The organism is uncultured Lactobacillus sp. (assembly GCF_945290125.1).
GTDB lineage: Bacteria > Bacillota > Bacilli > Lactobacillales > Lactobacillaceae > Lactobacillus > Lactobacillus rizhaonensis.
The window spans coordinates 88,196-113,900 of record NZ_CALYQV010000001.1; the positions used below are offsets into that span (position 1 = coordinate 88,196).

Annotated in this window: 27 protein-coding genes and 1 pseudogene; 8 read left to right on the forward strand and 20 right to left on the reverse strand. The window is 33.2% G+C overall.

Annotation, left to right across the window (positions count from 1 at the left end; all coding sequences use genetic code 11):
• Nucleotides 1-2 precede the first annotated feature (2 nt).
• Genes mvaD through fni form a run of 3 tightly spaced genes read left to right on the forward strand, consistent with a single transcriptional unit; the run spans nucleotide 3 to nucleotide 3,107 of the window.
• Nucleotides 3-962 (forward strand): diphosphomevalonate decarboxylase, encoded by a 960-nt coding sequence (gene mvaD / locus Q0K80_RS00385; RefSeq protein ID WP_294601682.1) that lies wholly within the window; start codon nucleotides 3-5, stop codon nucleotides 960-962.
• 36 nt (nucleotides 963-998) lie between these two features.
• Complete coding sequence (locus Q0K80_RS00390) at nucleotides 999-2,081, forward strand: phosphomevalonate kinase (protein WP_294601684.1); 1,083 nt, start codon at nucleotides 999-1,001, stop codon at nucleotides 2,079-2,081.
• Between the two features lie 9 nt (nucleotides 2,082-2,090).
• Nucleotides 2,091-3,107, forward strand: coding sequence for a type 2 isopentenyl-diphosphate Delta-isomerase (gene fni / locus Q0K80_RS00395; RefSeq protein ID WP_294601686.1), 1,017 nt, complete (start codon nucleotides 2,091-2,093; stop codon nucleotides 3,105-3,107).
• 87 nt (nucleotides 3,108-3,194) lie between these two features.
• On the opposite strand, the gene Q0K80_RS00400 is transcribed toward fni, so the two are convergent.
• Complete coding sequence (locus Q0K80_RS00400) at nucleotides 3,195-3,962, reverse strand: IclR family transcriptional regulator C-terminal domain-containing protein (protein ID WP_294601687.1); 768 nt, start codon at nucleotides 3,960-3,962, stop codon at nucleotides 3,195-3,197.
• A 153-nt stretch (nucleotides 3,963-4,115) separates the two neighbouring features.
• Between Q0K80_RS00400 and Q0K80_RS00405 the strand changes: the two genes are divergently transcribed.
• Nucleotides 4,116-5,180, forward strand: a complete 1,065-nt coding sequence (locus Q0K80_RS00405; RefSeq protein WP_294601689.1) for a PTS sugar transporter subunit IIC — start codon at nucleotides 4,116-4,118, stop codon at nucleotides 5,178-5,180.
• 10 nt (nucleotides 5,181-5,190) lie between these two features.
• Nucleotides 5,191-6,185, forward strand: a pseudogene (locus Q0K80_RS00410) (D-2-hydroxyacid dehydrogenase).
• Between the two features lie 128 nt (nucleotides 6,186-6,313).
• Here the strand turns inward: Q0K80_RS00410 and Q0K80_RS00415 are convergent.
• The 4 genes from Q0K80_RS00415 to Q0K80_RS00430 are packed head-to-tail and all read right to left on the reverse strand — an operon-like array spanning nucleotide 6,314 to nucleotide 10,206.
• Nucleotides 6,314-7,099: an HAD family hydrolase gene (locus Q0K80_RS00415; RefSeq protein WP_294601693.1), complete on the reverse strand. Its 786-nt coding sequence runs from the start codon at nucleotides 7,097-7,099 to the stop codon at nucleotides 6,314-6,316.
• 15 nt (nucleotides 7,100-7,114) lie between these two features.
• Nucleotides 7,115-8,500 carry an RsmF rRNA methyltransferase first C-terminal domain-containing protein gene (locus Q0K80_RS00420; RefSeq protein WP_294601695.1) on the reverse strand — a complete coding sequence of 462 codons (1,386 nt, stop codon included), beginning with the start codon at nucleotides 8,498-8,500 and terminating at the stop codon, nucleotides 7,115-7,117.
• Nucleotides 8,493-9,458, reverse strand: coding sequence for a hypothetical protein (locus tag Q0K80_RS00425; protein WP_294601697.1), 966 nt, complete (start codon nucleotides 9,456-9,458; stop codon nucleotides 8,493-8,495). The genes Q0K80_RS00420 and Q0K80_RS00425 overlap by 8 nt, the downstream gene beginning before the upstream one ends.
• Nucleotides 9,448-10,206, reverse strand: a complete 759-nt coding sequence (locus Q0K80_RS00430; RefSeq protein WP_294601699.1) for an SAM-dependent methyltransferase — start codon at nucleotides 10,204-10,206, stop codon at nucleotides 9,448-9,450. Before Q0K80_RS00430 ends, Q0K80_RS00425 begins: the two co-directional genes overlap by 11 nt.
• A gap of 84 nt (nucleotides 10,207-10,290) precedes the next feature.
• Here Q0K80_RS00430 and lepB point away from each other — a divergent pair, with 84 nt between their 5' ends.
• Complete coding sequence (lepB, locus tag Q0K80_RS00435; RefSeq protein ID WP_294601701.1) at nucleotides 10,291-10,869, forward strand: signal peptidase I; 579 nt, start codon at nucleotides 10,291-10,293, stop codon at nucleotides 10,867-10,869.
• A 62-nt stretch (nucleotides 10,870-10,931) separates the two neighbouring features.
• On the forward strand, nucleotides 10,932-11,123 hold the full coding sequence (locus tag Q0K80_RS00440; protein ID WP_294601702.1) for an LBP_cg2779 family protein: 192 nt from the start codon (nucleotides 10,932-10,934) through the stop codon (nucleotides 11,121-11,123).
• Between the two features lie 303 nt (nucleotides 11,124-11,426).
• Here the strand turns inward: Q0K80_RS00440 and Q0K80_RS00445 are convergent, their stop codons facing one another.
• The 15 genes from Q0K80_RS00445 to Q0K80_RS00515 form a co-directional block, all read right to left on the reverse strand.
• Complete coding sequence (locus Q0K80_RS00445; RefSeq protein WP_294601703.1) at nucleotides 11,427-12,266, reverse strand: hypothetical protein; 840 nt, start codon at nucleotides 12,264-12,266, stop codon at nucleotides 11,427-11,429.
• A complete protein-coding gene (locus Q0K80_RS00450; protein WP_294601704.1) occupies nucleotides 12,266-12,973 on the reverse strand; it encodes an ATP-binding cassette domain-containing protein in 708 nt (235 codons plus the stop codon). Before Q0K80_RS00450 ends, Q0K80_RS00445 begins: the two co-directional genes overlap by 1 nt.
• Nucleotides 12,973-13,338, reverse strand: coding sequence for a GntR family transcriptional regulator (locus Q0K80_RS00455; RefSeq protein ID WP_294601705.1), 366 nt, complete (start codon nucleotides 13,336-13,338; stop codon nucleotides 12,973-12,975). Before Q0K80_RS00455 ends, Q0K80_RS00450 begins: the two co-directional genes overlap by 1 nt.
• A 141-nt stretch (nucleotides 13,339-13,479) precedes the next feature.
• Nucleotides 13,480-14,319: a hypothetical protein gene (locus Q0K80_RS00460; protein WP_294601706.1), complete on the reverse strand. Its 840-nt coding sequence runs from the start codon at nucleotides 14,317-14,319 to the stop codon at nucleotides 13,480-13,482.
• A 76-nt stretch (nucleotides 14,320-14,395) separates the two neighbouring features.
• Nucleotides 14,396-15,223, reverse strand: a complete 828-nt coding sequence (locus Q0K80_RS00465) for a hypothetical protein (protein ID WP_294601707.1) — start codon at nucleotides 15,221-15,223, stop codon at nucleotides 14,396-14,398.
• A 42-nt stretch (nucleotides 15,224-15,265) separates the two neighbouring features.
• Complete coding sequence (locus Q0K80_RS00470) at nucleotides 15,266-16,075, reverse strand: hypothetical protein (RefSeq protein ID WP_294601708.1); 810 nt, start codon at nucleotides 16,073-16,075, stop codon at nucleotides 15,266-15,268.
• Complete coding sequence (locus Q0K80_RS00475; RefSeq protein WP_294601709.1) at nucleotides 16,075-16,779, reverse strand: ATP-binding cassette domain-containing protein; 705 nt, start codon at nucleotides 16,777-16,779, stop codon at nucleotides 16,075-16,077. The genes Q0K80_RS00470 and Q0K80_RS00475 overlap by 1 nt, the downstream gene beginning before the upstream one ends.
• Nucleotides 16,780-16,789: 10 nt before the next feature.
• On the reverse strand, nucleotides 16,790-17,143 hold the full coding sequence (locus Q0K80_RS00480) for a GntR family transcriptional regulator (protein WP_294601710.1): 354 nt from the start codon (nucleotides 17,141-17,143) through the stop codon (nucleotides 16,790-16,792).
• Between the two features lie 76 nt (nucleotides 17,144-17,219).
• Entirely contained in the window at nucleotides 17,220-17,984 is a 765-nt protein-coding gene (locus Q0K80_RS00485; protein ID WP_294601711.1) for an ABC transporter permease, read from the reverse strand.
• Between the two features lie 18 nt (nucleotides 17,985-18,002).
• Nucleotides 18,003-18,758 (reverse strand): ABC transporter permease, encoded by a 756-nt coding sequence (locus Q0K80_RS00490; RefSeq protein ID WP_294601712.1) that lies wholly within the window; start codon nucleotides 18,756-18,758, stop codon nucleotides 18,003-18,005.
• A gap of 5 nt (nucleotides 18,759-18,763) precedes the next feature.
• Nucleotides 18,764-19,651 carry an ABC transporter ATP-binding protein gene (locus Q0K80_RS00495; protein ID WP_294601713.1) on the reverse strand — a complete coding sequence of 296 codons (888 nt, stop codon included), beginning with the start codon at nucleotides 19,649-19,651 and terminating at the stop codon, nucleotides 18,764-18,766.
• Between the two features lie 332 nt (nucleotides 19,652-19,983).
• Complete coding sequence (gene pepT / locus Q0K80_RS00500; RefSeq protein WP_294601714.1) at nucleotides 19,984-21,225, reverse strand: peptidase T; 1,242 nt, start codon at nucleotides 21,223-21,225, stop codon at nucleotides 19,984-19,986.
• A gap of 13 nt (nucleotides 21,226-21,238) precedes the next feature.
• Nucleotides 21,239-22,036: a Nif3-like dinuclear metal center hexameric protein gene (locus tag Q0K80_RS00505; protein WP_294601715.1), complete on the reverse strand. Its 798-nt coding sequence runs from the start codon at nucleotides 22,034-22,036 to the stop codon at nucleotides 21,239-21,241.
• Entirely contained in the window at nucleotides 22,029-22,712 is a 684-nt protein-coding gene (locus tag Q0K80_RS00510) for a class I SAM-dependent methyltransferase (protein WP_294601716.1), read from the reverse strand. Before Q0K80_RS00510 ends, Q0K80_RS00505 begins: the two co-directional genes overlap by 8 nt.
• Before the next feature lie 71 nt (nucleotides 22,713-22,783).
• Nucleotides 22,784-24,367 carry an ABC transporter ATP-binding protein gene (locus Q0K80_RS00515; protein ID WP_294601717.1) on the reverse strand — a complete coding sequence of 528 codons (1,584 nt, stop codon included), beginning with the start codon at nucleotides 24,365-24,367 and terminating at the stop codon, nucleotides 22,784-22,786.
• A gap of 180 nt (nucleotides 24,368-24,547) precedes the next feature.
• On the opposite strand from Q0K80_RS00515, the gene Q0K80_RS00520 reads away from it, so the two are divergent.
• The gene (locus Q0K80_RS00520) at nucleotides 24,548-24,988 is read left to right on the forward strand and encodes an 8-oxo-dGTP diphosphatase (RefSeq protein ID WP_294601718.1); all 441 of its coding nucleotides are present in this window, start codon (nucleotides 24,548-24,550) and stop codon (nucleotides 24,986-24,988) included.
• The last annotated feature ends 717 nt before the right edge of the window (nucleotides 24,989-25,705 follow it).

Here is a 25,705-nt window from a genome sequence, read left to right on the forward strand (position 1 = left end):
TTATGGAAAAAACAGTTCGTGCTCATACCAATATTGCCTTAATAAAATATTGGGGTAAAGCAAACCAAAGTCTGCGTTTACCACTAATGTCCAGTTTGTCTATGACACTGGATCAATTTTATACTGATACTAAAGTTTATGCTGATCCTAAAAACCAGTTTTGGTTAAATGGTGTTGAACAGAGCGGACCAAGTTACCAAAGGGTTTTTTCTTTTTTAAAGCGGTTACAAGAAAAGTTCGACGTTAAGGGTAATTTAAAAGTTGAGTCAGTTAATCATGTTCCGACGGCCGCAGGCTTGGCCTCTTCCAGTTCAGCTTTTGCAGCATTAGCAGGAGCCTTTTGCGTTCACTATGGTATTAGTTTATCAGCAGTTGAACTTTCCCGTCTGGCTCGTTTAGGCTCAGGTTCAGCCAGCAGGTCAATTTTTGGTGGCTTTGCGATTTGGCAAAAAGGTATTGATAATGAATCTTCCTATGCTTATGCTTTAGATGAAAAGCCCAAAATGGATTTACAATTACTAGTGGTTGAACTTGATAAAAATCCTAAAGACCTCTCCTCTACTCAGGGAATGGAGCAAGCACAAACTTCACCTTTTTTCAGGCCATGGCTTGAGCGTAATCAAGCTGAGTTGGCGCAGATGGTTTCTGCTATCAAAGCAAATGATTTTTCAAAACTAGGCAGCTTAGCAGAATTAAATGCCTGTGAAATGCATGCTGTTAATCTAACTGCTCAACCGGGTTTTACATATTTTGAGCCCGCAACTATTAAAGCAATCAAATTAGTAGCTGATTTGCGTAGCCAAGGTATAGAATGTTACTTCACGATAGATGCCGGACCTAATATAAAAATCTTAAGTCAATTAAAAAATGTAAAAGATATTACTAAGAGGTTTGTATCCGAATTCCATAATGTTAACATAATAAATGCAAGTTTTGGTCCAGGTATTTCATGTCTGAACTAGTTAATGTAAATTAATTGATTAGGAGATTAAATTCTTTTGATAACAGAACAAGCACCCGGAAAATTATACATAGCTGGCGAGTACGCAGTACTAGAACAAGATTGTCCTGCAATTCTAGTAGCTGTTAACCAATTTATTCGTGTGTCAATCATTAAGTCAAAATCAAAAACAGGTTTAATCCACTCTAAACAATATTCTCAAAGCTCCATTCACTGGGTTAGGCATGGAGCAAAAATGGTTATTGATAACCGCGATAATCCATTTGAATATATTTTGGCCGCAATTTCTTACACGGAGCGTTTTTGCTTGGAACAAAAAATCAAGATGAAAGTCTATGATTTATATGTTAATTCAGATCTTGATTCTTCAGATGGCAAAAAATATGGTTTAGGTTCTAGTGCTGCAGTTACAGTAGCCACTGTCAAAGCAATATTGCGTTTTTATAACGTTGCTTTTAGTAATGAATTAGTTTATAAATTATCAGCCATTTCTCATTACTCAGTTCAAGGAAATGGCTCGGCTGGTGATATTGCAGCCAGTGTTTTTGGTGGCTGGATTGCTTATCAGACTTTTGATAAACAATGGCTTGCTAATGAACTGGCACATAAAACATTATCTGAAGTGGTCAATGAAGCCTGGCCCGGTTTGAAGATACAACTTTTAACTCCACCTGCTGGCTTAAAATTAATGATTGGCTGGAGTCAAAAGCCTGCATCCACTTCCCGGCTCGTTGATGAAACTAATGCCAATAAGGCTGCCTTAAACGGACAATATCAAGAATTTCTCAGGCTTTCGCGTAAATGTGTACTAAAGATGATTGCCGGATTTGAACAACAAGATATTCAGTTAATAAAAAAGCAAATTCGAGTTAACCGCAAATTGTTGCAACATTTTGCGCAAATAAATCAAATTGCAATTGAAATTCCGCGACTTTCCCAACTCATTAATATCGCCGAGTCATTTGGAGGAGCTGCTAAAACTTCCGGTGCTGGTAATGGCGATTGCGGTATTGTAATCGCTGATGCAAATACGGATACTGCTTATCTCGAAGATAAATGGCGCCAAAACGGTATAATGCCGCTAGACTTTCGCGTCCACCAAATTCGGGTTGCAGACTAGAGGAAAACCATGTCACTTAGATCTAATCGTAAAGAAGAACATTTAGTTTTAGCACAAAGATTTTATCAAGACAATAAACAAAATAGTTTTGATCAGATGCATTTGGTGCGGCCGGCTTTGCCAGAAACTGAAGTAAGTATAAAAGCCATACAAACCACAATGTTTGGCAAAAAAGTGGCAGCCCCCTTTTTTATTAATGCAATGACCGGCGGTTCTCATAAATCCTATTTGATTAATAAGCAATTGGGACAAGTTGCCGCTAAAACTAATATTGCTCTGGCACTCGGCTCTGCTAGTATTTTGACTAAGGAGCCTTCTCTTAGTGACAGCTTTTTGATTGCACGCCAGCAAGATCCAGCTGGTGTTTTAATTGCAAATGTAAATGCTAAAACATCGGCCAAACAAGCACAAAAAATAGTTACAGAATTAAATGCTGACGCTCTCCAAGTTCACTTGAACGCGGTGCAAGAAATTGCCATGCCTGAAGGAGACCGTGATTTCTATTGGCTAAATAATTTAAAAGAATTACGTCAAAAAGTAACAGTACCAATTATTATTAAAGAAGTCGGCTTTGGTCTAGATGAAAGAACAATTCATTTGTTGAAAAATGAAGGCTTTAAAGTTTTCGATGTTGCTGGCAGCGGCGGCACAAATTTTGCCCAGATAGAAAATGTTCGTAATGCCAATGATGTTTCTTATCTGAGTGATATCGGCTTACCCACTGTCATTTCAGGCTTAATGGCTGCTAAACAGCAAGTTGATTTTATTGTCTCAGGTGGTGTGCGTAATCCTTTAGACGTTTTTAAGGGGTTATGTCTAGGCGGAAAAGCTGATGGTATTTCCAATGTTTTTTTGCAAGCGTTAATCAAACATGATGTTAATTATTTGCAAAATCTTATTTTACAATGGCAACAAGAACTTGCTAATCTGCTAGCAATTTATGGTCAAAATGATTTAACAAAGTTAAACGAGATTAAAAAATATTATGATTTACCGTTGAAAACAGTCATTGATCAGCTGTTATAGATTCTTGTAAAAATAACCACAAATAACTATAGTCTTACATAAGTCAGTTATTTGTGGTTTTTAATTTCTAAAAATTATCCAATAAAGTTACAAATTTAAATGTTGAATATCTCTTTGAATAAAACTTGCTTCTTTTTTTAATGTAGTAATTATTAAATCCGTACCTTTGTGATTTAATCTACTAGTTGGTCCTGTAACACTTATACAACATAAAACCTTTTTGTTTGCTTTATAAATTGGGATTGCATAACAAGACATCCCATATTCATATTCTTCATTATCTATTGAAATCCCACTTTTTGAAAACTCATTTTTATATTTAATAAAGTCTTTATAGTTTGTAATTGTGTTAACTGTTCTTTGTTTGACGTTTTTAAAATAATTAAGTAATTCTGCGTTACTGTATTCTGTCATAAATATTTTTCCCATAGCTGAACAGTATAATTCACCTATTGGAGGGAGCATTACTTGTAATTGGTATGGTTCACCATGTATTCTTAGAGGTATAAATAGTTTACCATCATATTTCATTCCTAGGTTCGTGCATTCACCTGTAACGTTACGAATGTTCGTAAGATGAGGTTTAACTACATCGACTAATTCGTCATCTAAAAATTCAATCTGATTATAATTTATTAAATGGTATCCTAAAACATAATCATTGGTTTCAGTTTTTCTAACAATGTCAATTTTTTCAAGAGTTTTTAGTATTCTAAAAGCCGTTGTCTTCGGTAATTCCAACTTAGCAACTATATAGTTAAGACCAATTTTTTTATCTTGATTTATTAAATCTAAAATTCTAAAAGTATCAATTATATTTTTTATTGTGGGATTTTTTTTAGTCAAAATTGTCATATTCCTCAACTCATTGTTTATATAAATTTTACCACACTAGTTGCTTTTTTATTTAAGATGAGTTATATTTCAATTGTGGAACGCGTTCCATTATTTTTTAGAATCATTTGTGAAAAATGTAACGATTTATTTTTGTAGTAAAAGTGTGGTTAAATGAATAAAAATAATAAAACAGACCACTCGCTTATGAACTTTATCATTAATGTCGTTAATGGAGCAACAGTCGGAATACTGGTTGCTGTTATTCCTAATGCCATTTTTAGTCAAATATTTTTAAGTTTAAGCGGATTTTGGAGTGGTTTTAAGCAACTATATCATATCGTCCAAATTATTCAGTACTTAATGCCAGTGCTGGTCGGGATCGGCGTAGGATTTAAATTTAAATTAACCGCTATTCAGTTATTATCAGTTGGTGCTGCCTCCTATGTTGGTAGTGGTGCTTTGGTTCAAACTAGCAATATTTGGAAAGTTACTGGTATTGGCGATACAATTAATGCAATGCTGACTGCAGGAATAGCAGTATTTTTAGTACTCTTAATCCAAAATAAAGTCCAAGCACTTGCCACAATTGCATATCCAGTTATTGTTGGAATGGGCGCAGGTGCAATTGGATTGATAACGCTTCCGGTAATTTCAAAAATTACCAGTTTTGTTGGTAAAATCGTTTATGATGCAACTAAATTGAACCCCCTTCTAATGAGTATATTAATTGCAATCTTATTTGCCTTAATGATTTTAACTCCTATTTCAGTTGTGGCCGTTGCATTTGCAATTAATTTAACAGGCCTTGGTTCAGGCGCAGCTAATCTAGGACTGGTTGGTGTAGTAGTTTTCGCAACAATCGGTTCTTACAGAGCTAAAAATGATGCTGGTACTACCTTAGCGTTGATGTTAGGTGGAATTAAAACTATGATGCCAGCTTTTTTCAGAAAATTGCAGATGGCGCTTCCTATAATTTTCGTGAGTGGAATAATGGGAGCAATGGCTCAAATATTTAATATCCAGGGTACCCCAGGATCAGCTGGTCTTGGCTTTGCGGGATTAGTAGGACCAATTGTTGCTTTCGGCTACCTAAAAAATAGTTTTATTGTAAACTTAATTATTCTTATATTAGTTTACGCGATAATACCGATCATTCTTTCATTGCTAGCACATTGGTTGAGTGTATCAGTATTTAAACTTTTAAAATATTCCGATTATAAAATAAATTTAAGTTAAGGAGATTTTTATGACACGTATTTATTGTTTTGGCGTTACTCAGGAACGTGCACCATTTGTACAAGAATGGTCTAAAAAAATAATGTTGAAGTTACTATGACAAGTGAAAACCTAACTATTAATAATGTTAATAAAGTTAAGGGATATGATGGCGTTTCAATAGCTGAAATAGCAAAATTTAATTCTGCTATTTATCATAAGCTAAAAGAATATGGCATTAAGCAATTATCTCAAAGAACAGCTGGCTTTGATTATTTTGACTTAAAAAAGGCTGAAGAAAATGGGATTATAATTACTAATGTTCCAAGTTACTCCCCCGAATCGATTGCGGAATTTACAATAATGTCTGCTTTACAATTAGTTCGTAAACAAAAGTTACTAGCAGATCACGTGGCAAAACATGATTTTCGGTGGGTTCCAGAAGTTCGCGGGCGTGTATTAGGTAATATGACTGTGGCAGTAATTGGAGTAGGAAGAATTGGATTACAGGCTGCCAAACTTTTTAAAAATTTTGGTTGTACTGTAGTAGGCTATGATCCATATCCTAAAGATAATGTTTCTGATATCATTACCTATAAAAAAAACGTTCAATCGGCAATTAAAGACGCTGATATAGTCACTTTACATATGCCAGCTACTGATGAGAACTATCATTTGTTTGATAAAGATATGTTTAATAAAATGGAAAAAGACTCATATTTAATCAATGCAGGACGAGGAAGTTTAATTAATATCGAAGATCTGATTAGTGCACTGGATGAAAATAAACTGGCAGCTGCTGCATTAGATGTGTATGAAAAAGAAGCAACTTATGTACCTGGTACTTATCCAAATAAAGAAATTAAAGATAATGATTTTAACAAATTATTACATCACTCAAAAATAACATATACACCTCATTGCGCATACTATACAGATGAATCTGTCAAAAATATGATTTATAGTGGACTAGATTCAACTCTAAAAGTTATTAAAACAGGTACTTCTAAAAACCGAGTTAATTAATAATCAAATATTCGAATATTAAATGCAATATTCTTTAGCAATGTAAAATATTGTTTTAAAGTTGAATTTCATACTAAAGCATAAAAAATAAGCATAATTGTAAATTTATGCTTATTTTTTTGACCTTTTTAGTTTAACAAACGCCATATTTCTTTTTGAACAGCGCTGTCGTTGCTTGAGCCTATAATGTGAGTAGCAGCCTTCTTAGCCACGGGAAGTGCAGTTCCTGTGGCATAACTGGTACCAGCATATTTTAGCATCCCCACATCATTGCCGCTATCACCAAAAGTTACCATTTCTTTAGGATTAATTTTGAATTTACTACTTAAAAACTGTAAGCCCTTTGCCTTATTCATACCTTTTGTTGACATATCTATAGATGAAGAAGAGCCAGAAACAAAGTCAATTTCAGGATAATTACGTCTTAATGTTTCTAAAAGATGTGGCATTTTATTTTCAGGAACATCAAACGTAACCTTGAAAATTTGATCATCAAGATCATTAAAATTCTCAACAACTGTTAGTTTTTCATAGTACTTTTTTAGTTCTTTAGCATACTCAGGTCCATCTTTTCTTAAAATATAAGCACTGGCAAGACCCGAAACTGTAACCTTTTCCTGGTTTTCCTGCATTATCTTCATAATAGTCCGCCAGTCCCTTTCAGAAAGACAATCAACGTGAATAACCTGCTTACCTTGTGCTACTAGTGCTCCATTATCCGCTATGTAGTAAAGCTGATTGGCCACTTGTGGAAATCGCGAATATAAATTTTCAAACTGATTTCCGCTAGCAACAACAAACTTAATTCCTTTTTTTTGCATAATCTGAAATTCTTGCAAAAACAATTTCTGATCATATGTTTTCTGATCTGTTAACCAAGTTCCGTCCATATCTGTGGCGATTAGTTTAATCATTCTTTATTCTTTCTATTAAACTCGTAGTCCCTTAGGGTAATAATTTTTAATAATGTGATTGCTGATTTTACCAAAACCTAGAATAAAATTTTGGTAACTGACTAAAACAAAACCCGTTTCGTTAGATTCCGTTCTTAATGCTTCACCGTGTAAGTGTTTTAAGTAGTTTTCATTGCTTAGTTCAAGTACCCTATTTTGCTTTTCTTCTGCTAAAACCATAGCTAGTTGGTGGCTAGGCTCAAAACGGTTTTTCTTTAGCAAGCCTAGCTCAACCCCATTTGATAATATCTGCAAATGAAGATTTGCACTAATTGTTAATGCGGGTATAAAAGCGTGATTATTATGTACTTGACTATTTAACCGCCAATTTTTTATTGCAGCTGGCAAATTAAATTTATCTAATACTTCTGCTATTAATTGAATTTCGGCTTTGTTTAGAGATTCTTTTTGAAACTTACTTTTTTTCTTCGCTTTTTGATTTGTCGATATTTTGCCTTGAACCTCCACTTGGGGCGATAATTTTAGTTTTGCAGCAAATTGCCCTTCACCTAGTTCAGCCGTAGGCCAAAATCGTACTGTCTTAATGAGATCAGGGTTATTGTCAGCCCATTCAGGATGTCCATGATCAATAGAGCGTGTTTTTATGTCTAGTGGCATAATAGTTAAATTAAATTTTTTGGTTAGCCACGAAACTATTTGTTCATTTTCCTCTGGAGAATATGTGCAGGTTGAATAGACTATTTCTCCTTCTGGCTTTAACATTTTGACTGCCGCATTTAAGATTTCCTTTTGCCGTTTTTGACAAAGCAGGACGTAATTTTGTGACCAGTAATCAATAGCTTGAGGATTCTTACGAAACATGCCCTCGCCACTACAAGGCGCATCAACTAAAATTTTATCAAAATAATGGGGGAAACACTGTGCCAATTTTTCTGGCTTTTCGCTTACAATTAAAGAATTTGTTGTACCCCACCGTTCAAGATTTTCCCGTAATACTTTTGCTCTGCTATGTGAAATTTCATTTGCGACTAAGAGTCCTTCACCTTTTAGCTGTTCGCTGATTGCAGTGCTTTTACCGCCAGGTGCAGCACATAAATCAAGGATTTTTTGTCCGGGACATGCTTTTAGAAATAATGCTGGAAACATTGCCGTGGGTTCCTGTGAATAAACAGCTCCACTTACCCAGGCTGGATCTTGACCATTAATTTTCCCGTAATAGGCTTTGGATACACCCGAAACTTCTTTTTCTTGTTCATAAGATACACAGTAGTTTTCTTTTAATGAATTAATGCGAAACGCACTTTTGGGTCTATCATTTATTGAGTCGAAAAATTCTTCTGCTCTACTTTTTCCTAATAACCTAATATATTTTTCTTTAAAATCCTCAGGCAGTTTAGGCATTATTTTGATCCTTTCGTAATAAATGCAAAATGCATAAGCTATATAAAACTGAAATGATGATCCAGCAGGCTGTAAGGAGCCAAATTAGATGCTGCGGCTTAGATAGAAAAGTTCGCCACATCAAGAAAAAATATGCACATATAGTTACTAATACTTCAATCAATAAGATTCTGATACCATGATTTATTAACCAATTACGCAGCAAGTTACCCTTTAAGTGAGTTAATTTAACTGTTTTCCAATCTATAAAAGCTAAAACTAAATTGCTGAATGAGGCAATTAACAAAAAGATTATGATAAATAAAATTTCTCTAATGATTGAAAACTGATGTATTTGATGACTTTTAACAAACAGTGGTACTTTAGCTTTTACCCCATAATGTTTGGCAATTTGTCGAATTACTTTATTTGAACTATCTATTACAATTTGATAATTATGTAATTTGAATTTTCCAGTTGGCTGGTTAGGACTAGTAGTAAGATAATAACTATCTTGCTTCATTTGGCGATAATGTTTTAAGGTACCTACAACTGTATAATATTTCTTATTCAAATAAACATATTCGTTTCCTTGCGCCTCATAGGTAGGGACTTTCGCATTTAATCCCAGTACAGCAAAAGAAACCTGACCTTTAAAGTCGTCTTTGGTAAAATATCTGCCTGCTTCTGTCGGTAGATTTAATACATCATGATTTGACCATACCAAAGTTTGATTTTTCTTGGATTTGCTAGTCATATGAACTTGAATTTTGTTGTGGGGATATGCTTTTTGTAGGTATATCAAAAAGAATCTGACATTTTGCTTATTCTTAATTTCAATGTAACGAGTATTATTACTTAGACCATAGGCTTCAAGTAGTTGATCCGCTTCTCGTGACTGAACATTTGACAGCATACTGCCAATTCCCAGAAACGATAAAAATATAATAATAACTAAAATTGTTTTTTTAAATCTCATGTGCTATCTCAAAAATTTGTTCATCAATAAAATCAAAACTTGTAAATATCTGATTGATTAGCTTTAGTTTCTTTGTATGAAGAAATGACTCCTTTTGCCAAAATGCTACGGAATTGGTCACACCATTTCTTTCACCTACAAACAGTAGATGTTTAGCAGAATTGAATTTTTGCCAAGTAGCAACGACTTTTTCATCACTGTTGCCAAAGTTAGGCGCCCAAGAGCAAATTATTAAATCGACATCATTAAATTGCTTGACAGCTGTTACAGCGTCATAATTACCAACAGACACAAATGCTTGGGCTCCAGTATTTGAAGTCCTTGACCAATCTAAATTATCCGTAGCAGTCATTTTGACGCCAACTTGAGACAATGCTTTGCTCCAATAGCCGTTACCTGCCATTATTTCCAAACCTTTGTAAATTTTTAGCTGATCTTTAATTGTTTGAGCAGTTTCTAGATTCGGAATTGACCATAAGCCAAACTTAATTGCTAAAAATTGCCGGGTATTATTTAGCAACTGATTAATTGTTTTGAAATCATCTAGCTGATCTTTAGAATGAAAATGGTTGCTGCAAATTTCTTCAGCAATATCGGGTAGGAAACCCAGCTTTTTGGGCGCTTTTTTTAAAACCTGCTTTTGCTTAATGGTAGCAACAATATTATTTATTTCCACTACTTGTTGATGCACAGACTCGATATTAAGTTTGGCATCCAATTGGTTAATTTTACTTAAAAAATCTGTCATTATCAAATACCTATAATGATTTTAACATTCAAACGACCAGATTTCAGTTATAATAAAGAGTAACATGAAAAAGGAGAATATTTTATGGCAAAAAAAGTTACAAAAAACCAAGACGAAGAGGAAGAAAGCTTAGGTAAATTTATTCTTGATGTCGTTATAATGATGGCAGTAATTTTAGGAGTTTTCTTTGTTTTATTCCATTTCGTACTTTCTAATGATAGAGTTTCAGGGCCATCAATGCAACCAACCTTTGAAGATAATGACCGCTTAATCGCTGTACGCCATTTCAAACCTAAGCGCAATGATGTAGTTGTATTGTTAGCCCCTAAAGCCGCAAATGATTTGCCAGGAGCCTACTATATCAAGCGCATAATTGGATTACCGGGTGATAAGCTGGTTTCCAAAAATGATAAGATGTACGTCAATGGTAAGCTCTTACCTGAGCCTTATCTAGAAAATCACTTTAAAAAAGCTAATAATGCTCAAGGACAGACGTATACGACCAATTTTACTTATAAAGTCCCTAAGGGTTATTATTGGGTAATGGGTGATCACCGCGATATATCTAAAGATTCGCATATTTTTGGACCTGTTAAAAGACAGAATCTGATTGGCAAAGTCAAATTCAGATATTGGCCATTTAATAAAATTCAAGGTTTTTAAGTTTAATTTTCATTGAATTTTAGTATTTTTCCGTTAAAATAAATTGTAAAGGAGAATTTAATATGAATCAGCAGTTAGAGGGATTATCTGATGCAATTATTGACTTTCAAGTCAAACATCATGTTACTGATACGGATTTAGCTTTTGCTAGTCATTTGTCAGTTGAAAAGATTCATGCGATGAAAACTGGTGAAGGTGAATTTACTCCTGAAGAAATCAATCAGCTGTATGATTACCTTGCTGCGAATCATTGAAAAGTTAGTTATAAGTATAGCCTGCAGTTCATCTTGGATAATTGCAGGCTTTTATTTTTGGTAATTTGAGAAAAATGTTAGTCATAGGAATAATTATAGGAATTATCTTGCTTTTGATCAGTTTAATAGCGTTTATTATTTCAAGAAAAAACCAAAGCCTAGTAGCAAAGAACATTGCTGCTTTGGCTTTCATTGTCTTTTGTCTTTTATTTGGATTGACATTTTTGTTGTTTGTCTTATGGGCCTTTTTTGGCTGTTAAAAAGACGCTAAAAAATTTTAGCGCCTTTTAGTATGCGAATTTTTTATTTGCCTTCTCTTGCTTCAAAAAACTTACTGAAAAGAATTGTATCAAAAAACCAAAATAATATATTAATAAGAAGCATTAATAATAATGCTAAAGCCAAATCATCATTTGTACCAGATGTTTCGCCAAACATAAATTTAAATGGAAAAGAAATTATTTTTAGGCCAACGTCATTTGCCTTGATCATAAGCCAGGCAACCAAAATAATTATGAAAACTGAAATGACGCGAACATAAATTTTACTCAATGCTTGCGGCAGAAAGTCTAAAAGTGCACGACTAGAGTAATTTAAAAAACTAATTATGAAGTAACCCAAAAACGCGCAAAGAATGACCATCATAAGTGCACCAAAGAAATCAAACATAATTTCCAGATCAACTTGTTGCAAATGCCTTCCAATATCAGCAAACATTTCGATTATAGAGCTATGAAACTGACCATCAAAAGTGAAAGTTACAGCACTTAAAATTAACGTGCAGATAATTTCCAATATCGCAAAGAAAAGCAAGGCAGCAAATGAGCTTAAAATATTATCAAAGTAGAGTTTTTTATCATCAATTGGTATTAAGCGCCAAGTCTGGTTACCACTTACGCGTTCATTTTGAAAACAAGTAGTTAAATAAAATATGCCTATAAAAAGCAATGCTTGTACAATAAAAATAGCTAGCCATAATGTAAAAAAGTTAGAAAAAATTTGTCTGTTGATATAAACGTGGCCGTTATTAAAATTGAAAAAAGTCATAGCAAATGAGGCAACAGTCTGGATAATTAACAGAAGAGAAATCCATTTAGTTTTTAACCTAAAGAGTACAGTAAAATAACGATTAAAAATTGCCATTATTCCTCCTCCTCTCTCTGGTAAAAGCTTTCATAAAAATCTTCTACTGTTTGGTTATCCGCTCTAATTTCTTCAGTAGACTTTTGCATACAAATTGTCTTATTTTTGATAATGACAACTTCATCGAGAACCGCCGCAATCTCATTGACAAAATGATCAGAAATTAAAATAGTAGACTTTTCCTGCTTCCATAAGATGATCGATTTGATAATTTTTTTACGAGCCATAGCATCAATTCCGGAAAAGGGCTCATCCAGAAGATACAAGTCCGTTTTCCTGGAAAAAGTTAGAGCAATTATCAGCTTTTCTTTCATTCCTTTGGACATTTCAGATAAGCGTAAGTCAGAATCTAAATTCATGAATTTTCTTAACTGCTCAAATTGCTTTAGACTAAAATCATGGTATAGAATTTGGTAAAACTTGACGATTTCATTAACTTTGACGGAGTGGGAAAATCCAGTTAAACCGTCAGTAAAAGAAAGATGGTCTTTTCTTTCAGACTCCTTAGCAAAACCTGCAACTTTTACCGTGCCTTGGTAATTTTTGGCAACTCCGCTGATAATTCTCATCAATGTGGTTTTACCTGCACCGTTTTCGCCCAAAAGAGCGACAATTTTTCCCGGTTTGAGTGTTAAATTTAAATCAGTAATTATTTTTTTCTGGTTCTTTTTGTAAACCAAATCGGTTATTTCTAAAGGGTTTGCCATTATTCACGCTCCTTTTTAAGATATTCAGATAAAGATTTGAGAATTTGTTCGTCAGATACTCCTAAAGAATTCATACTATGTACAAACTTATCTAGTTCCGCATTAATTAGTTCCCTTTTTGTTTTATCAAGTAAAGTAGTATCTTCAGTGACAAAATTACCTTCTCCCCTCTTGGTGTACAAAATACCTTCAAAATTCATCTGTTGTAAAGCACGTTGCACCGTGTTGACATTAACAGTGAGTTGCACTGCCAGTTCACGTACAGAAGGGATTTTTTTACCTGGCTTTAATTTACCGGTAATTATTTGTCGATATAAGTATTGCTTAATTTGTAAGTAAATGGGAATGTTATCTTTAAATTCCACATGTCCACCATCCTTTGGCTGTAATACACCCATAATACACTATCATAAACTAGATTGATTTTTTCCGCAAACCTTTTAATTATTGTAGTTAAACTACTATTTGTAAATATTTGGTAAGTTTTTACTTGTTAATGGTAAACCCTACTTATGTTCAGTTGCTTCATAAAAATGATTTATTAGGAAAATGTTGCTGCCTAATAAAATAAGATCACAAATTGCATTTGCCAAAATTGCAAAAGGTAAACTACTAGAGAAATTAAGTCCATAATTAGTCGGATGAATAACTGATAAAAGAACTTTGTAAACAAAGATATTTTGGATTTTAAAGAAGAACCAGATTAATCCGAAGATTATGACTATGTGTAATACTTTCACAACTGCTCCATTAATGTTTGCAGGAACAAAATCTAGTATTGCTCGGCTGGCAAAATTAAAGAAACTGATAACAAAATATAAAAAGAAACAACTTAAAATAGCTAAAACGATCGTACCAAGTATTATCCAGAATACATTAATGTCAAGATTGCGTTGAATGCTTTTTAATAAATCGCGGAAAAAGTATACAACAGGCTTGTCGGTCAAATATGATAAAAATAGGAGTATTATTGCAGCAACGAATTCAAGTACAATAAAGTAAATGAAAGATACGAATGTGCTTAATACGTTATCTAGATAAAATTGACCGTCGCTTATTGCAGCTAAGCGCCAGGTTTGACTGCGGTTAAATTTCTCGCTCTTTAATGGCGTAATAAAATAAACGAAAAAGATGACAAAAAAGGCCAAGAAGACAAAGTATATAGCCCATTCCGGTATAATTCCGACATTATTTTGGGGATTTTTGCGGATATGCCAATTTATCACTTCATAATAAGTAAAAAAAGCACATGCGAGAGCTGCAATTATCTGGAAAAAAAGTAATACGTGTAATTTTTTTGCTTTAATTTTAAATAATCGATTAAATAACCTGCTAAATTCTGCCATTTTGAACTCCTTATTTTTTAATTTTGCTCGATGCCAAATTGTCACTCATATAAAATTGGTATTATGCCTCTATTTTTTACTCTGCTTCAAAGAAATGCTTAAATAAAAAGATATTAATAACAAACACTATTAGATTAACAACTACAACAATTAGATTAAGATAGGGTAAAGTGTTGTTATAAGCCGGATTTAAGTTTAAAAAATTCAAAAGGCTGCCTAAAACTTGGTCTACAAAAATTTTTTCTACTTTCGTAAAAAACCAGGCTATTATGATAACAATAAAAATATGTAATATTTTGACAATTAACCCACTTGAAGCTATGGGAAGATAATCCATGATGGCTTTACTGGAAAAATTTAAAAAGCTGATCAATAACGAAATGAAAAAGCAACATAAAAGTAAGAGTAACATGATATCAAAAATTAAACGAATTGTATTCAGTTCAAAATTTGGTCTAAATTGCCTAAACATTCTTTCACATGAATTACGAAAAGCCTTGTCCATAAAAAATGAAACAAATAGTAAGATGCCTGCAACAATAATGTTAAGAATAATGAAATAGATAGAAGTTATAAATGAACTTAAACTATTAGCAATATAAAATTTTTCATCAGTGATTGCAGTTAAACGCCAAGTTTGACTGCGATTAATCCGCTCATTTTTGACAGCCATATAAATAAAAAAGAAAATGATAAAAAAGACACTCAATAGACAAAAGTCCATTAGCCAATCAGGTAAAAGCTCGGAATAAAGATTTAAAAATTCACCGAACTCACCTGTACCAATCAGTAGCCCAAAAATAGAAAATGCTAAAGCACCAACTATTTGAATAATTAAAAATGAATAAACTTTCTTGGCTTTTTCTACAAAGAATCTACGAAATAAATTTTTAAAAGATGTCATGCTTTTCCCTTCTACTATGAAAATATTGAAACAGTATTAGGTTTACCTCTCTCCTGCTTCAAAAAAGTGATTGATTAAGAAGACGTTAATGCCAAGTATTATTAAATCAATGATAAACATCATTAATACCACGGATTCCAATCCCGCAAGACCAGTAGATCTTAGTAAAAGTATATTGATAATATAGTTTGCAAAGACACTATAGAGCCTAACTAGTAATCCTACCAAGGCGATAATTATAAATATGCGCACGAAAGAAATTAGAATATGACTTGATGCATGTGGTAAAAAGTCTAAGATTGCTTGACTGGAAAAGTTAAGAAAACTAACCAAAAAATAAAGAAAAAGACAAGTAAGAATTAGCAGTAACATAATGCCAATAAAATCAAAAATTGCAGTACTGTTTAAATCAACTTCAAACTGTAAATTTTTGCCAAATTTAGAATTAGTAAATATTGATAAAAATAAAAAACAAATTGCAATTAACACATCTAAGAGCACAAAATAAATCAACGAAACAAATGAACTTAAAATATTGGCAACATAAAACTTGCCATCACTGATTGGTGCTAAACGCCATGTTTGATTTCTATTTAACCGTTCATTTTCAACTACAGTTAAAATGAACAAAATCGGTCCGAACAAGAAAGTTAATGATGCAAACAGTGCCATCCATCCTGGTAAAAATTCGAGATTATCGTGCGAATTAAAGTGAAATCTGCCAGAATAAAAACTAAAATAAGTAAAGAATGCTGAAGCTAGAGAACTAATGAATTGCAGAATAACTAAAAGATAAACATTTTTGGCTTTTTTCTGCAGTAACTTTTCAAACAAATGATTGAAAACGTTCATTATTCCTCCTCCGCATCGTATAAACCTTCATAATAATCTTCAACACTTTTATGATGTTCGCGAATCTCCTCGGTTGATTTGTGCGTGTAAATGGTTTTGTCTTTAATAATGACGATTTCATCAAGCATACTGGCTATTTCGTTGACAAAATGATCTGAAACAAGAATCGTTGAATTTTCCGGTTTCCATAAAATGATCGAATTAATTATTTTTTTGCGCGCCATGGCATCTATCCCCGAAAAGGGCTCATCTAATAAATAAAGGTCAACTTTGCGCGAAAATGCCAGGGCAATGACTAACTTTTCTTTCATTCCTTTGGACATTTCAGATAAACGCATCTCTGAATCTAATTTCATGAACTGACGCAACTGTTCAAATTGATTTTGATCAAAATCTTGATAGATGATCTCATAAAATTTGACAATTTCTTTGATTTTCGTTGAATTAGCAAAACCAGTTAATCCATCAGTAAATGAGAGTTGTGCTTTTCTTTCTGCAACATTGTTCTTACCTGAAATAGTAACTGTACCGTGGTAGTTTTTGGCCATACCACTGATGATGCGCATTAAAGTTGTTTTCCCGGCACCATTCTCACCTAGAAGGGCTACAATTTTTCCCGGTTGTAAATTTAAATTGATGTTATCCAAAATTGTTTTTAAATTTTTCTTGTAAGTTAAATCTCTTATTTCCAATAGATTTTCCATTTTTTACTCCCTACTTTAAGTGTTCAGTTAAAATTAAATTAAGTTTTCTCGCTGAAACTCCTAAGGCTTTCATATTCTGCACAAATTTACTTTGTTCAGATATGATAATGTCTCTTTTAGTTTTTTCCAGTAATTTTTTATCATTAGTCACAAAATTACCCTCTCCTCTTTTAGTAATTAAAAGCCCCGATATGATCATTTGCCTGAGCGACTTTTGAACAGTGTTCACGTTGACCACTAGGTGAGTTGCTAAATTACGGACAGAGGGAATTTTCTGACTGGGTTTAAGTTCTCTGGTAATTATTTGGCGACATAAATTTTCTCGGATTTGAACATATATCGGCCTATCATCTTTAAACTTCATATTTCCCCTCTAGCTGTATTACATTTATAATACACTATAATATTACAATAAACTTAAAGCTGATGCAATTATTTGTTTAAAATCTTTTTCTCCGAAAGATTAAATAGCCGGCAATCACAAAAATAAAAATATAGACTAGACTACCTACTAAAAGCTCTTGATTGTTCAGTTGGGTAGTTAAAGCATACATGCTGTAATTAGCATATTGCCTAGTTAAATCGACCATATTAAAGGGATTCCATTTCATAATACCTACTAGCTTTCCTCCGTTCATTAAGTCGGAAGAAATGCTTTGACCCATGAGCGTCACTAATAAACTTGCAGTAATTACAACTGCATTACTGTTAATTAAACATGAGAGTAAAAAGACAATAGCAATAATTAACATCGTAGTAACTAAATCAATTAGTAAAGCGGTCAACATGTTTAGCCACACAGGCTGATGGTATAGATATAGTTCTGACCAATTAACTTGATAATTAAATAAGGTGTAACGCAGGCAAATTGTATAAAAAAGAGCTAGCAGATGCAGAAAAACATCGTATATGAACAAAACAATATACTTTGATAAGTAAACATACACTTTATTAGAAGACTTATATAAAAGTGTCAAAATCGTATTATTTTGAAACTCCATTGAAAAACACGTGGCACCTACGATCACTAGGATAAACATTATAAAATCAGAAGAATCAAAAGTTAATGTTAAAATCAGCTTTTTACTTTCATCTGCTAAAGCGAAACCGGTAATAAGCATTAGAAAAAATAATATGAGAGCTGCAATCCAGCTAATTTTGCGGTGTACTAATTTATATAATTCTTGCTTAATACTATAAATCATTTTAGTTATCTCCTCTCTTTATACTCGTCGATGTTTGAATAGATAGTAGCCCCAGACCACAAAAATTATGCCGTAAACGATATTGGCTATAATTAGTTCAACACTTGATAAGTTCGATTTTAAGCTAAGGCTTGGATTTGATAATTGCTGGGAAATAAAAATCATATTTAAAAAATTCCATTTAATGGTGCCTATAAAATTGGGAAAGCTTTGCATTAATCCCCTCGAAAAACTGGCACCAAAAAATGCTAGTACAATTCCAAAACAAACTACTACAGCGTTATTTTTAACTAGCATAATGAGCATAAAAGATAAACCAATGCTAAAAAAAGAATAAATCAATGCTCCTGCTAAGTTAATTAGCAGATCATTTAAAAGATTATTACCATTTTTGTTAACTAACCAATCATACCTGGCAGCATTAAAGAACATGCTTAAAATCAAAGTAAGTAGAAATGCGATTACTGTTAAGAAAAAACTATAGATTAAGACAACCCAAAACTTGGCAAAGTAAATTTGATACTTGCTTGAAGTCTTATACTCCAACATGATAATCGTGTTATTCTTGTATTCCATTGAGAAAACTGCAGATGCTACGGTAATAACAATTAAAGGAATCCACTCAATTGTACCAAATCCGTAGCTAAGGGATTGGCGCGTAATAGGTTTAGTAAAAAAGTTGTAAGTCATTGTTACAATGAGAACAATCAGACCATACAAAGCGATGTTTTCATGGCTAAACTTATAGATTTCCCGTTTAAAATTTGTATTCATGGTAACTAACCCCTCTTTTCCGCCAAAATATCAACTACAATCTGTTCAAGGTTGGCCTCAAGAGGCAACATCTCCTTTAAATGAATTCCTTCTTTAAAAAGCAGATCTTGTATTTTGTATATATCCTTTTGGCTTACTATCAAATAGTTTTCATTTGCTGTAAACGTGATCTGATAAGCAGCAAAAATCTTTTTTGCAAGTTTATTGTTGTCAGTAGTCAAATGATATTTTTGATGACTAATTTTTTCAAATTCTGCAACTTCTTTATTCAATATGATTTGTCCCCTAGAGATTAAGACAACTCTCGTCATTACTTTTTGTAATTCACTTAAAATGTGACTTGAAATTAAAAAAGCTGTTCCTTGGTCAGAATACCTTTTGATTAGTTTTCTTACTCTAATAGTTGATTCAATATCCAGTCCGTTCATTGGTTCATCAAGAATTACAATTTGAGGTTGATTTAGTAAGGCGATTGCTATTCCTAATTTTTGCTTCATACCAAGAGAATACCCTTTAGCCTTATTATTAATATAGGAACTCATTTGTAAATCAGAAATCAAACTTACCATATCTTTTTGGTCATGGGCATAAAGAGTTAAATTTTGTTTACCAGTAAGAAATGGGTAAATAGCAGGATGTTCAATTAACGCACCTGCCTTATCTAAAGCCTGATGATCATTTTCAGAAACTTCTCGCCCATTAACTACAACTTTTCCTTTAAATTTCATTAAACCCAGGATAGTTTTCATAATGGTGGTTTTCCCAGCCCCATTAGGACCTATCAAACCGATTATTTCACCTGGTTTAACTTCAAAAGTAGCATTTTTGACTAGCACAGTTTTGCCAACAAATGTACTAACATTATCCAGTTGTAATGCATTAATATTTTTCACTCTTAATCATCCTTACTAAAAACTATTATACTAGTGAACTACATATGTAATACACTAGTATAATAAAATAAATTTTATTTTTTTGCAAATGTATTTTTAATCAAAAGTCTTAAAATAATTTAAATGTTCCACATCTTAGCTGTTAGTATTACAAAAAATAAAAAAGGCACCTAAAACCATTTTTGATAATGATTTTAGGTGCTCGTTAGCATATTTTTAATAACTGTGCATAATTTTGCTAACCTTTTACAAGCTTAAATTCCTTTATCAGAACAAGCTTGTAATTTTTAATTTTTTTATAAACAGCCTTAAAAAGAGCCGTTTTTGTTTCACTATTTATTAGCAGTAGCATTCATTTGTACCATTTTTGTCATGACATCTACTGCTTTTGCCATAGACTCAAGAACGGTATATTCAAACCTGCCATGCATGTTTTCTTGACCAGAGAAAAGGTCGGGACAAGGTAAGCCTCTATAAGTCAGAAGTGAACCATCAGTTCCTCCTCTTACTGGATCTTCATTGATTGTTAAGCCCTCTTCCTTATATGCTTTTCTTGCCAAATTAACAATCTCCATATGATCTTTAAGAATATCGGCCATGTTGTAGTATTGATCTCTCATGTTAAGCTTAATTCTCTCAGTATCAAAGTCCTTGTTCATTTGATTAACAATAGCCTTGACTTTATTTTTACGATCTTCCAGACCATCTCTTTCAAAATCGCGAACGATGTACTCCATTTGAGCGTTATCAACTGTACCAGTAAAATTGGTTAGATGATAAAAGCCTTCCCTGCCCGCAGTTTTTTCAGGGATTTCGTTTTGCGGAAGTTGATTTTGGAAGTTAATGCCAACTTGGATAGCATTAATCATCTGATCTTTAGCTACTGAAGGATGTACATTTACGCCTTGGATATCCAGAGTAAATGTAGCTGCGGAGAAAGTGCCCCAATCTAACTTTCCAGGAGCTCCACCGTCTACTGTGAAGGCAAAATCTGCACCAAATTCATCAATATCAAAATGTTGGGCCCCCATGCCAATTTCTTCGTCCGGAGTAAAACCAAGGCGAATTTTGCCGTGTTTAATTTCAGGATGGTTTAACAAATATTCTGCTAATGTAACTAATTCCGCTACCCCGCATTTATCATCCCCACCTAATAAGGTGTCACCTGAAGCCGTAATAATGGTTTGGCCAGCATATTTTCTTAAGTTCGGAAATTCTGCAGGATCTAAATAAAATGCCGAATTTCCAAGCCTAATTTTTGATTTGCCATCATAATTTTCATGAACTTGCGGTTTAACATTTTCCGCATTAAAGTCTGCAGTATCGCAGTGCGCTAGAAGTCCCATTACAGGTACATCATAATCTACATTAGCCGGAATTTCCGCAATGACACAGCCTGATTTCTGATTATAATGCACATCAGATAAGCCTAGTTTTTCTAGGTCAGGTAGAATTACTTCTTTTTGGAAATCTTCTTGACGTTTTGTTGAAGGAAACCTGTCTGAATGTTCATCAGAACGTGAATTAACTTTTACATATTTTAAAAATCTTGGTAATAAATTTGGATACTCCATCTTATCTCCTTAATTAAAATAGATCTTGAAATGGGCTAGTTGATACTTCAGATTGGGTAATTTCGACATCCCAAGAGTTTTCTTTATTCCATTCAAGCAACTTTTGATAAATTTTTTCTTTAAAAATCTTTTCAGTATAGTGTCCTGGATCAACTACTGTTAGACCGGCAGAAATCATATCATGGCCTGTGTGGTAATATACATCTCCTGTAATAAAAGCATCAATATTCTCTTCTACTGCTTGATGCCAATATTTGCCGCCATCACCGCAGATAAAACAAACTGAAGAAATAGTCTGCTGATTATCAGCAGTAATTAATCTTACCATTTTTACATGCATCTTGTCTTTGACATAATAAGCAAATTCCTTGGTAGAAAGTGGCTGAAGCAATCTCCCCTTACGTCCTATGGCAATGCCATCATCATCTGGACAAAAAGGCTCAACGTCTTTCAAACCCAACTCTTCAGCTTGCCAGTCGCTTGAGCCATCTTCAGCCTTGTCTGAATTTGTATGAATGGAATAGACCGTAATGCCATGAGCAATTATTTTTCCGTACATAGCGTATTGGGGATTAGCAAAGTTTAAGTTTGGAGCAGGACGAAACATCAAGGGATGATGGCTGATAATCAAATTCACCCCTTTTTGAATTGCTTCATCAACTACTTGTGGTCTAACATCTAAGGTAGTCATTATTTTAGTAACATTCTGCTCAAGAGAGCCTATTTGGATACCAACTGGATCGCCTTTGCTAGCTATTTCTTCTGGAAAATGTTGTCTTAAGACAGCAACTATATCCTCTACTTTAATCATTTATTTCTTCCTCAATCATTTTTATTTCAGCTTCAATTTTATGGATATGAGCAAAGTCTTTTTCTTTTGCTTTGTTTAAATTAAGCAATAAGTTTTGGTGATATGCAAGCTGATACCGCCACTTTTGGTAAAAAACTTGATTTTTTTCTTTTAAAATTTTTGGGCCAAAAAATATTTGTCGGTCAGTTAAACTGATAGTATTTTCTACCTCTTGTGCTTTAATAAGTTCATATATATGTCCCGCTTCAGCGATTATTTTTTCATTTATAATTTGATACTTATGTGCTGAAAGCCATTCACGCACACCCGGCTCCCCTACATTAGGCTCCAAAATTAAAGTAGCAAAATGAAAATTTTTTGACCAAGCTTTGTTTAAAATATTGGTCATTAATTTGCCACCCATACCAGCAATTACTACTGTGTCAATTCTGTCTTCTTTACTAATAGTTTCCAAACCTGATCCCATACGAGTTTCAATTTTATTTTTTAGACCTGCTGTAACAATATCTTTTTCCGCATTTTCTAATGGCCCAGCTGCTACGTCACTGGCGATAGCATAATCAACTTTGCCTTCTTTAACTAATTGGATCGGTAGATAAGCGTGATCTGTCCCAATGTCTGCAATACGGGCTCCTTGATCAACCATTTGCGCTAAAGTACTTAATCGTAAATTCATCTTCATCCTACTTTCTTTATAATAGAATTTTAGCATAATGCTTTTTATAAGATAAAAAAAAAATAACGAATTTAGTTACTCTTATTATTAGTTTCTAAATCAATCTGGCGGTCAAACATGCTTATCTCGTCTTTAGCTATGTGATGAGCAACTTCAATCACTGTTCCGGGAAATTCTTTTAAGAAAGCAGCGTGGATTTTTTGAGACAATTTTATGTCCAATGAGGAAGTGGCTTCGTCTGCTAACAAAATTTGTCTTTGCTTTAGCAGTGCGCGAGCAATTTCTATGCGCTGATTTTGTCCTCCTGACAAATTTTTACCTCCCAGACCAACTTGATACTGATACCCTTTTTTTCTGATCAGTTCTTCAAGGCCAGCTTTAGAAACCGCTTTATTCAGTTCTTGCTTGGTAACCTTTTGCCCTAAAGTAATATTGTATTCAATCGTGTCGTTTAAAATAAACGGTTGTTGATTAATTAAAGCAAAGAGTTCATGGTCTTTATTCCAATTGCCATTAGCTTTTTCTCCATTTATCAGATAGGTGCCTGAATCCAGCTTATATTTTCCTAGCAAGACTTTGAGCAAGGTTGATTTTCCCCAACCCGAGGGAGCTTGTAATAATATTTTTTCGCCCTGTTTGATTACCAAATTTACATTTTGAAAAATAGTTTGCTTATCAAAATGGATTGTGGCATTAATTAAACTCAAATTATTGAAAACTGGGGTTGAACTATTATCGCTTGCTTGTCTTTTGTACTTTTGTATTTTTATAAATTTAGTCCAAATGGGAGTAGTTGTTTTAATATCATTAACGCACATAAAAATATTAACTATCGGATTCACAAAATTATTCGATAGCTGCACAATCATCATAAAAGTACTCAAGGTAATATTTCCTATGGTTATCAAATAAACTCCAACACTAAATGGAAAAATCATGCCAAAACAATATGCGGCAAAAGAGGTTAACTCGTTTGCAATGCCCTTGGATAAATTCGTTGATTGTAAGGCGTCCTCCATTTCACGAGCGCTTTTTATTAAGCGTTTAGCAATAGAATTTTCTGAATTATATAAAGAAAAAATGGTTGTACCGTCAATGGTTTCCGTAACGGTAGCGGTATAATTACTATTTGCTTTTTCCCATTTTTTAGAATTAGCAGAAATTTTTTTACCGGCAAAATTTTGAACTAAGGCTGGAATTATTGCTGCAATAAAAAAGATCAAAGAAATAAACCAGGATGCAATCACTGCAGTGATAATAGCAGTCAAAAATTTTAAGATGTAATTAAAAATTTTTAATTCGGCAACAACTTTACTAGTCTCAATTTGTTTAAGGTCGTTGGTCATAAATGAAGTATCAAGTTTAGCTTGATCATTAATATTAACGATATGATCAGTTGTTATCTCTTTGATTTTGATGTTAATATCATGGATCAAATTTAAAAAGGAATACTGAAAAAGTATTCCAATTATACTGAAAATAATTAATCCGCTAATGGCGAATAAAGTTAATCCGACCAAATTTCCCATAGGCTTTTGAGCAAAGGATATGAATACTTTTAATAGATAAGCTAAAAATACTGACTGAAATGAATCAAGAATTGAAATAATTAGAAAAAGAAAAAGTTTCCATTTTTTTGCATATTTGAGAGCCATGTTATCCTCCTAAAACTTAAAACAGTATTACAAGTATAATGGAACAAATTAATAAATGCCACAAAATTTCTGGTCTAATTTAAATTTGTTGGCAAAAAAGTGAGAAAAAATTTCTTTTTCTTTCCAAATTGCTATTTTATAATTGAAAATAAGATTTAAAAGAAAGAGATTTTTGATTTAATGGATAGAACTGAACCAGTTACTTTAACGAATATGTGTATGATTAAAAGCAAAAATAAAATATTAGTGTTAGATCGCAATGACCCATATTGGCCAGGGCTTACCTTTCCAGGTGGCCATGTTGAAGATCATGAATCTTTTCATGACTCGGTAGTACGGGAAGTTAAGGAAGAAACAAATTTGGATATTAAGAACCCGCGTCTATGTGGTATTAAGCAATTTTATGATGAAAATGATCACCGTTACCTTGTTCTTTTTTACATAGCAACTGAATTTACCGGTACAGTCAAAGCCTCAAGGGAGGGTGAATTGACTTGGATGACTGAGGAAGAACTTTTCCAACATAAGTTAGCTTATAATTTTGACCGCGACTTGCTGGTATACTTTAATGAAAATATTGATGAACACATATTAGACGGTAAGAGGGATGAATTATTTTAAGGAGAATTTGAAATGCTTTCTGAAGAAGCAATTAAGCGTTGGCATCTAGGGCAAATAATAGTGCGAGAGATTCTGATCATTGTGGCACTTGTGCTATTTTTTTAAATTAAATCCCTGACCAAAAGTAAAATTGTGGCAGTGGTAGTTCTGCCAGTTTTGTTCTTACTGGTATTTCTACAAATAGCCCTTCTACGCGAAAAACATCGTGAAAGAAAAATAGTCCAATTCAATCATTATTTTCAAGCCATTAACATCCAAATATGTTTTTTAGTACTTCTCACAATTGGAGCAGGTTTTATCAAAGTTTTTAATAATAAGAACATTATCTGGTTGTTAATTCCACTTACTTTATATGAATTGGATATGCTAGTTCCTATGGCAGAACTGTCCTAGGGAAAGATAAATAGTGTAATTGGGCAAATCATAACTTTATTATTATTCTTAAGTCTAATAGTTTTTATTCCGGAAATGTTGACGATGTACAGCTACCCTTCTTGGCTACAAATGCTTAATAAAACTGAAATTACCGGGTTAATTTGTTTTGTCATCACTTCAGTAGTTGTGATGAATAAATGGGGCTATTAAACTCCAGGCTTGAGACTGTGTTCAAGAGCTAAGTATGCAATTCTGGGGTCTATCGCTTTATTTATTATTATTGACTGTTTGTTTAATGCTTTTAATGTAGCAGATAACTGGGGACAACTGCTCACGAGCAGG

Bases quoted from the DNA above. Each gene is read 5' to 3' on its own strand.
- mvaD (WP_294601682.1), top strand. From the start codon at position 3: ATGGAAAAAACAGTTCGTGCTCATACCAATATTGCCTTAATAAAATAT.
- fni (WP_294601686.1), top strand. From the start codon at position 2,091: ATGTCACTTAGATCTAATCGTAAAGAAGAACATTTAGTTTTAGCACAA.
- Q0K80_RS00400 (WP_294601687.1), bottom strand. From the start codon at position 3,962: ATGACAATTTTGACTAAAAAAAATCCCACAATAAAAAATATAATTGAT.
- Q0K80_RS00405 (WP_294601689.1), top strand. From the start codon at position 4,116: ATGAATAAAAATAATAAAACAGACCACTCGCTTATGAACTTTATCATT.
- Q0K80_RS00415 (WP_294601693.1), bottom strand. From the start codon at position 7,099: ATGATTAAACTAATCGCCACAGATATGGACGGAACTTGGTTAACAGAT.
- Q0K80_RS00420 (WP_294601695.1), bottom strand. From the start codon at position 8,500: ATGCCTAAACTGCCTGAGGATTTTAAAGAAAAATATATTAGGTTATTA.
- Q0K80_RS00425 (WP_294601697.1), bottom strand. From the start codon at position 9,458: ATGAGATTTAAAAAAACAATTTTAGTTATTATTATATTTTTATCGTTT.
- Q0K80_RS00430 (WP_294601699.1), bottom strand. From the start codon at position 10,206: ATGACAGATTTTTTAAGTAAAATTAACCAATTGGATGCCAAACTTAAT.
- lepB (WP_294601701.1), top strand. From the start codon at position 10,291: ATGGCAAAAAAAGTTACAAAAAACCAAGACGAAGAGGAAGAAAGCTTA.
- Q0K80_RS00440 (WP_294601702.1), top strand. From the start codon at position 10,932: ATGAATCAGCAGTTAGAGGGATTATCTGATGCAATTATTGACTTTCAA.
- Q0K80_RS00445 (WP_294601703.1), bottom strand. From the start codon at position 12,266: ATGGCAATTTTTAATCGTTATTTTACTGTACTCTTTAGGTTAAAAACT.
- Q0K80_RS00450 (WP_294601704.1), bottom strand. From the start codon at position 12,973: ATGGCAAACCCTTTAGAAATAACCGATTTGGTTTACAAAAAGAACCAG.
- Q0K80_RS00460 (WP_294601706.1), bottom strand. From the start codon at position 14,319: ATGGCAGAATTTAGCAGGTTATTTAATCGATTATTTAAAATTAAAGCA.
- Q0K80_RS00465 (WP_294601707.1), bottom strand. From the start codon at position 15,223: ATGACATCTTTTAAAAATTTATTTCGTAGATTCTTTGTAGAAAAAGCC.
- Q0K80_RS00470 (WP_294601708.1), bottom strand. From the start codon at position 16,075: ATGAACGTTTTCAATCATTTGTTTGAAAAGTTACTGCAGAAAAAAGCC.
- Q0K80_RS00475 (WP_294601709.1), bottom strand. From the start codon at position 16,779: ATGGAAAATCTATTGGAAATAAGAGATTTAACTTACAAGAAAAATTTA.
- Q0K80_RS00480 (WP_294601710.1), bottom strand. From the start codon at position 17,143: ATGAAGTTTAAAGATGATAGGCCGATATATGTTCAAATCCGAGAAAAT.
- Q0K80_RS00485 (WP_294601711.1), bottom strand. From the start codon at position 17,984: ATGATTTATAGTATTAAGCAAGAATTATATAAATTAGTACACCGCAAA.
- Q0K80_RS00490 (WP_294601712.1), bottom strand. From the start codon at position 18,758: ATGAATACAAATTTTAAACGGGAAATCTATAAGTTTAGCCATGAAAAC.
- pepT (WP_294601714.1), bottom strand. From the start codon at position 21,225: ATGGAGTATCCAAATTTATTACCAAGATTTTTAAAATATGTAAAAGTT.
- Q0K80_RS00505 (WP_294601715.1), bottom strand. From the start codon at position 22,036: ATGATTAAAGTAGAGGATATAGTTGCTGTCTTAAGACAACATTTTCCA.
- Q0K80_RS00510 (WP_294601716.1), bottom strand. From the start codon at position 22,712: ATGAATTTACGATTAAGTACTTTAGCGCAAATGGTTGATCAAGGAGCC.
- Q0K80_RS00515 (WP_294601717.1), bottom strand. From the start codon at position 24,367: ATGGCTCTCAAATATGCAAAAAAATGGAAACTTTTTCTTTTTCTAATT.
- Q0K80_RS00520 (WP_294601718.1), top strand. From the start codon at position 24,548: ATGGATAGAACTGAACCAGTTACTTTAACGAATATGTGTATGATTAAA.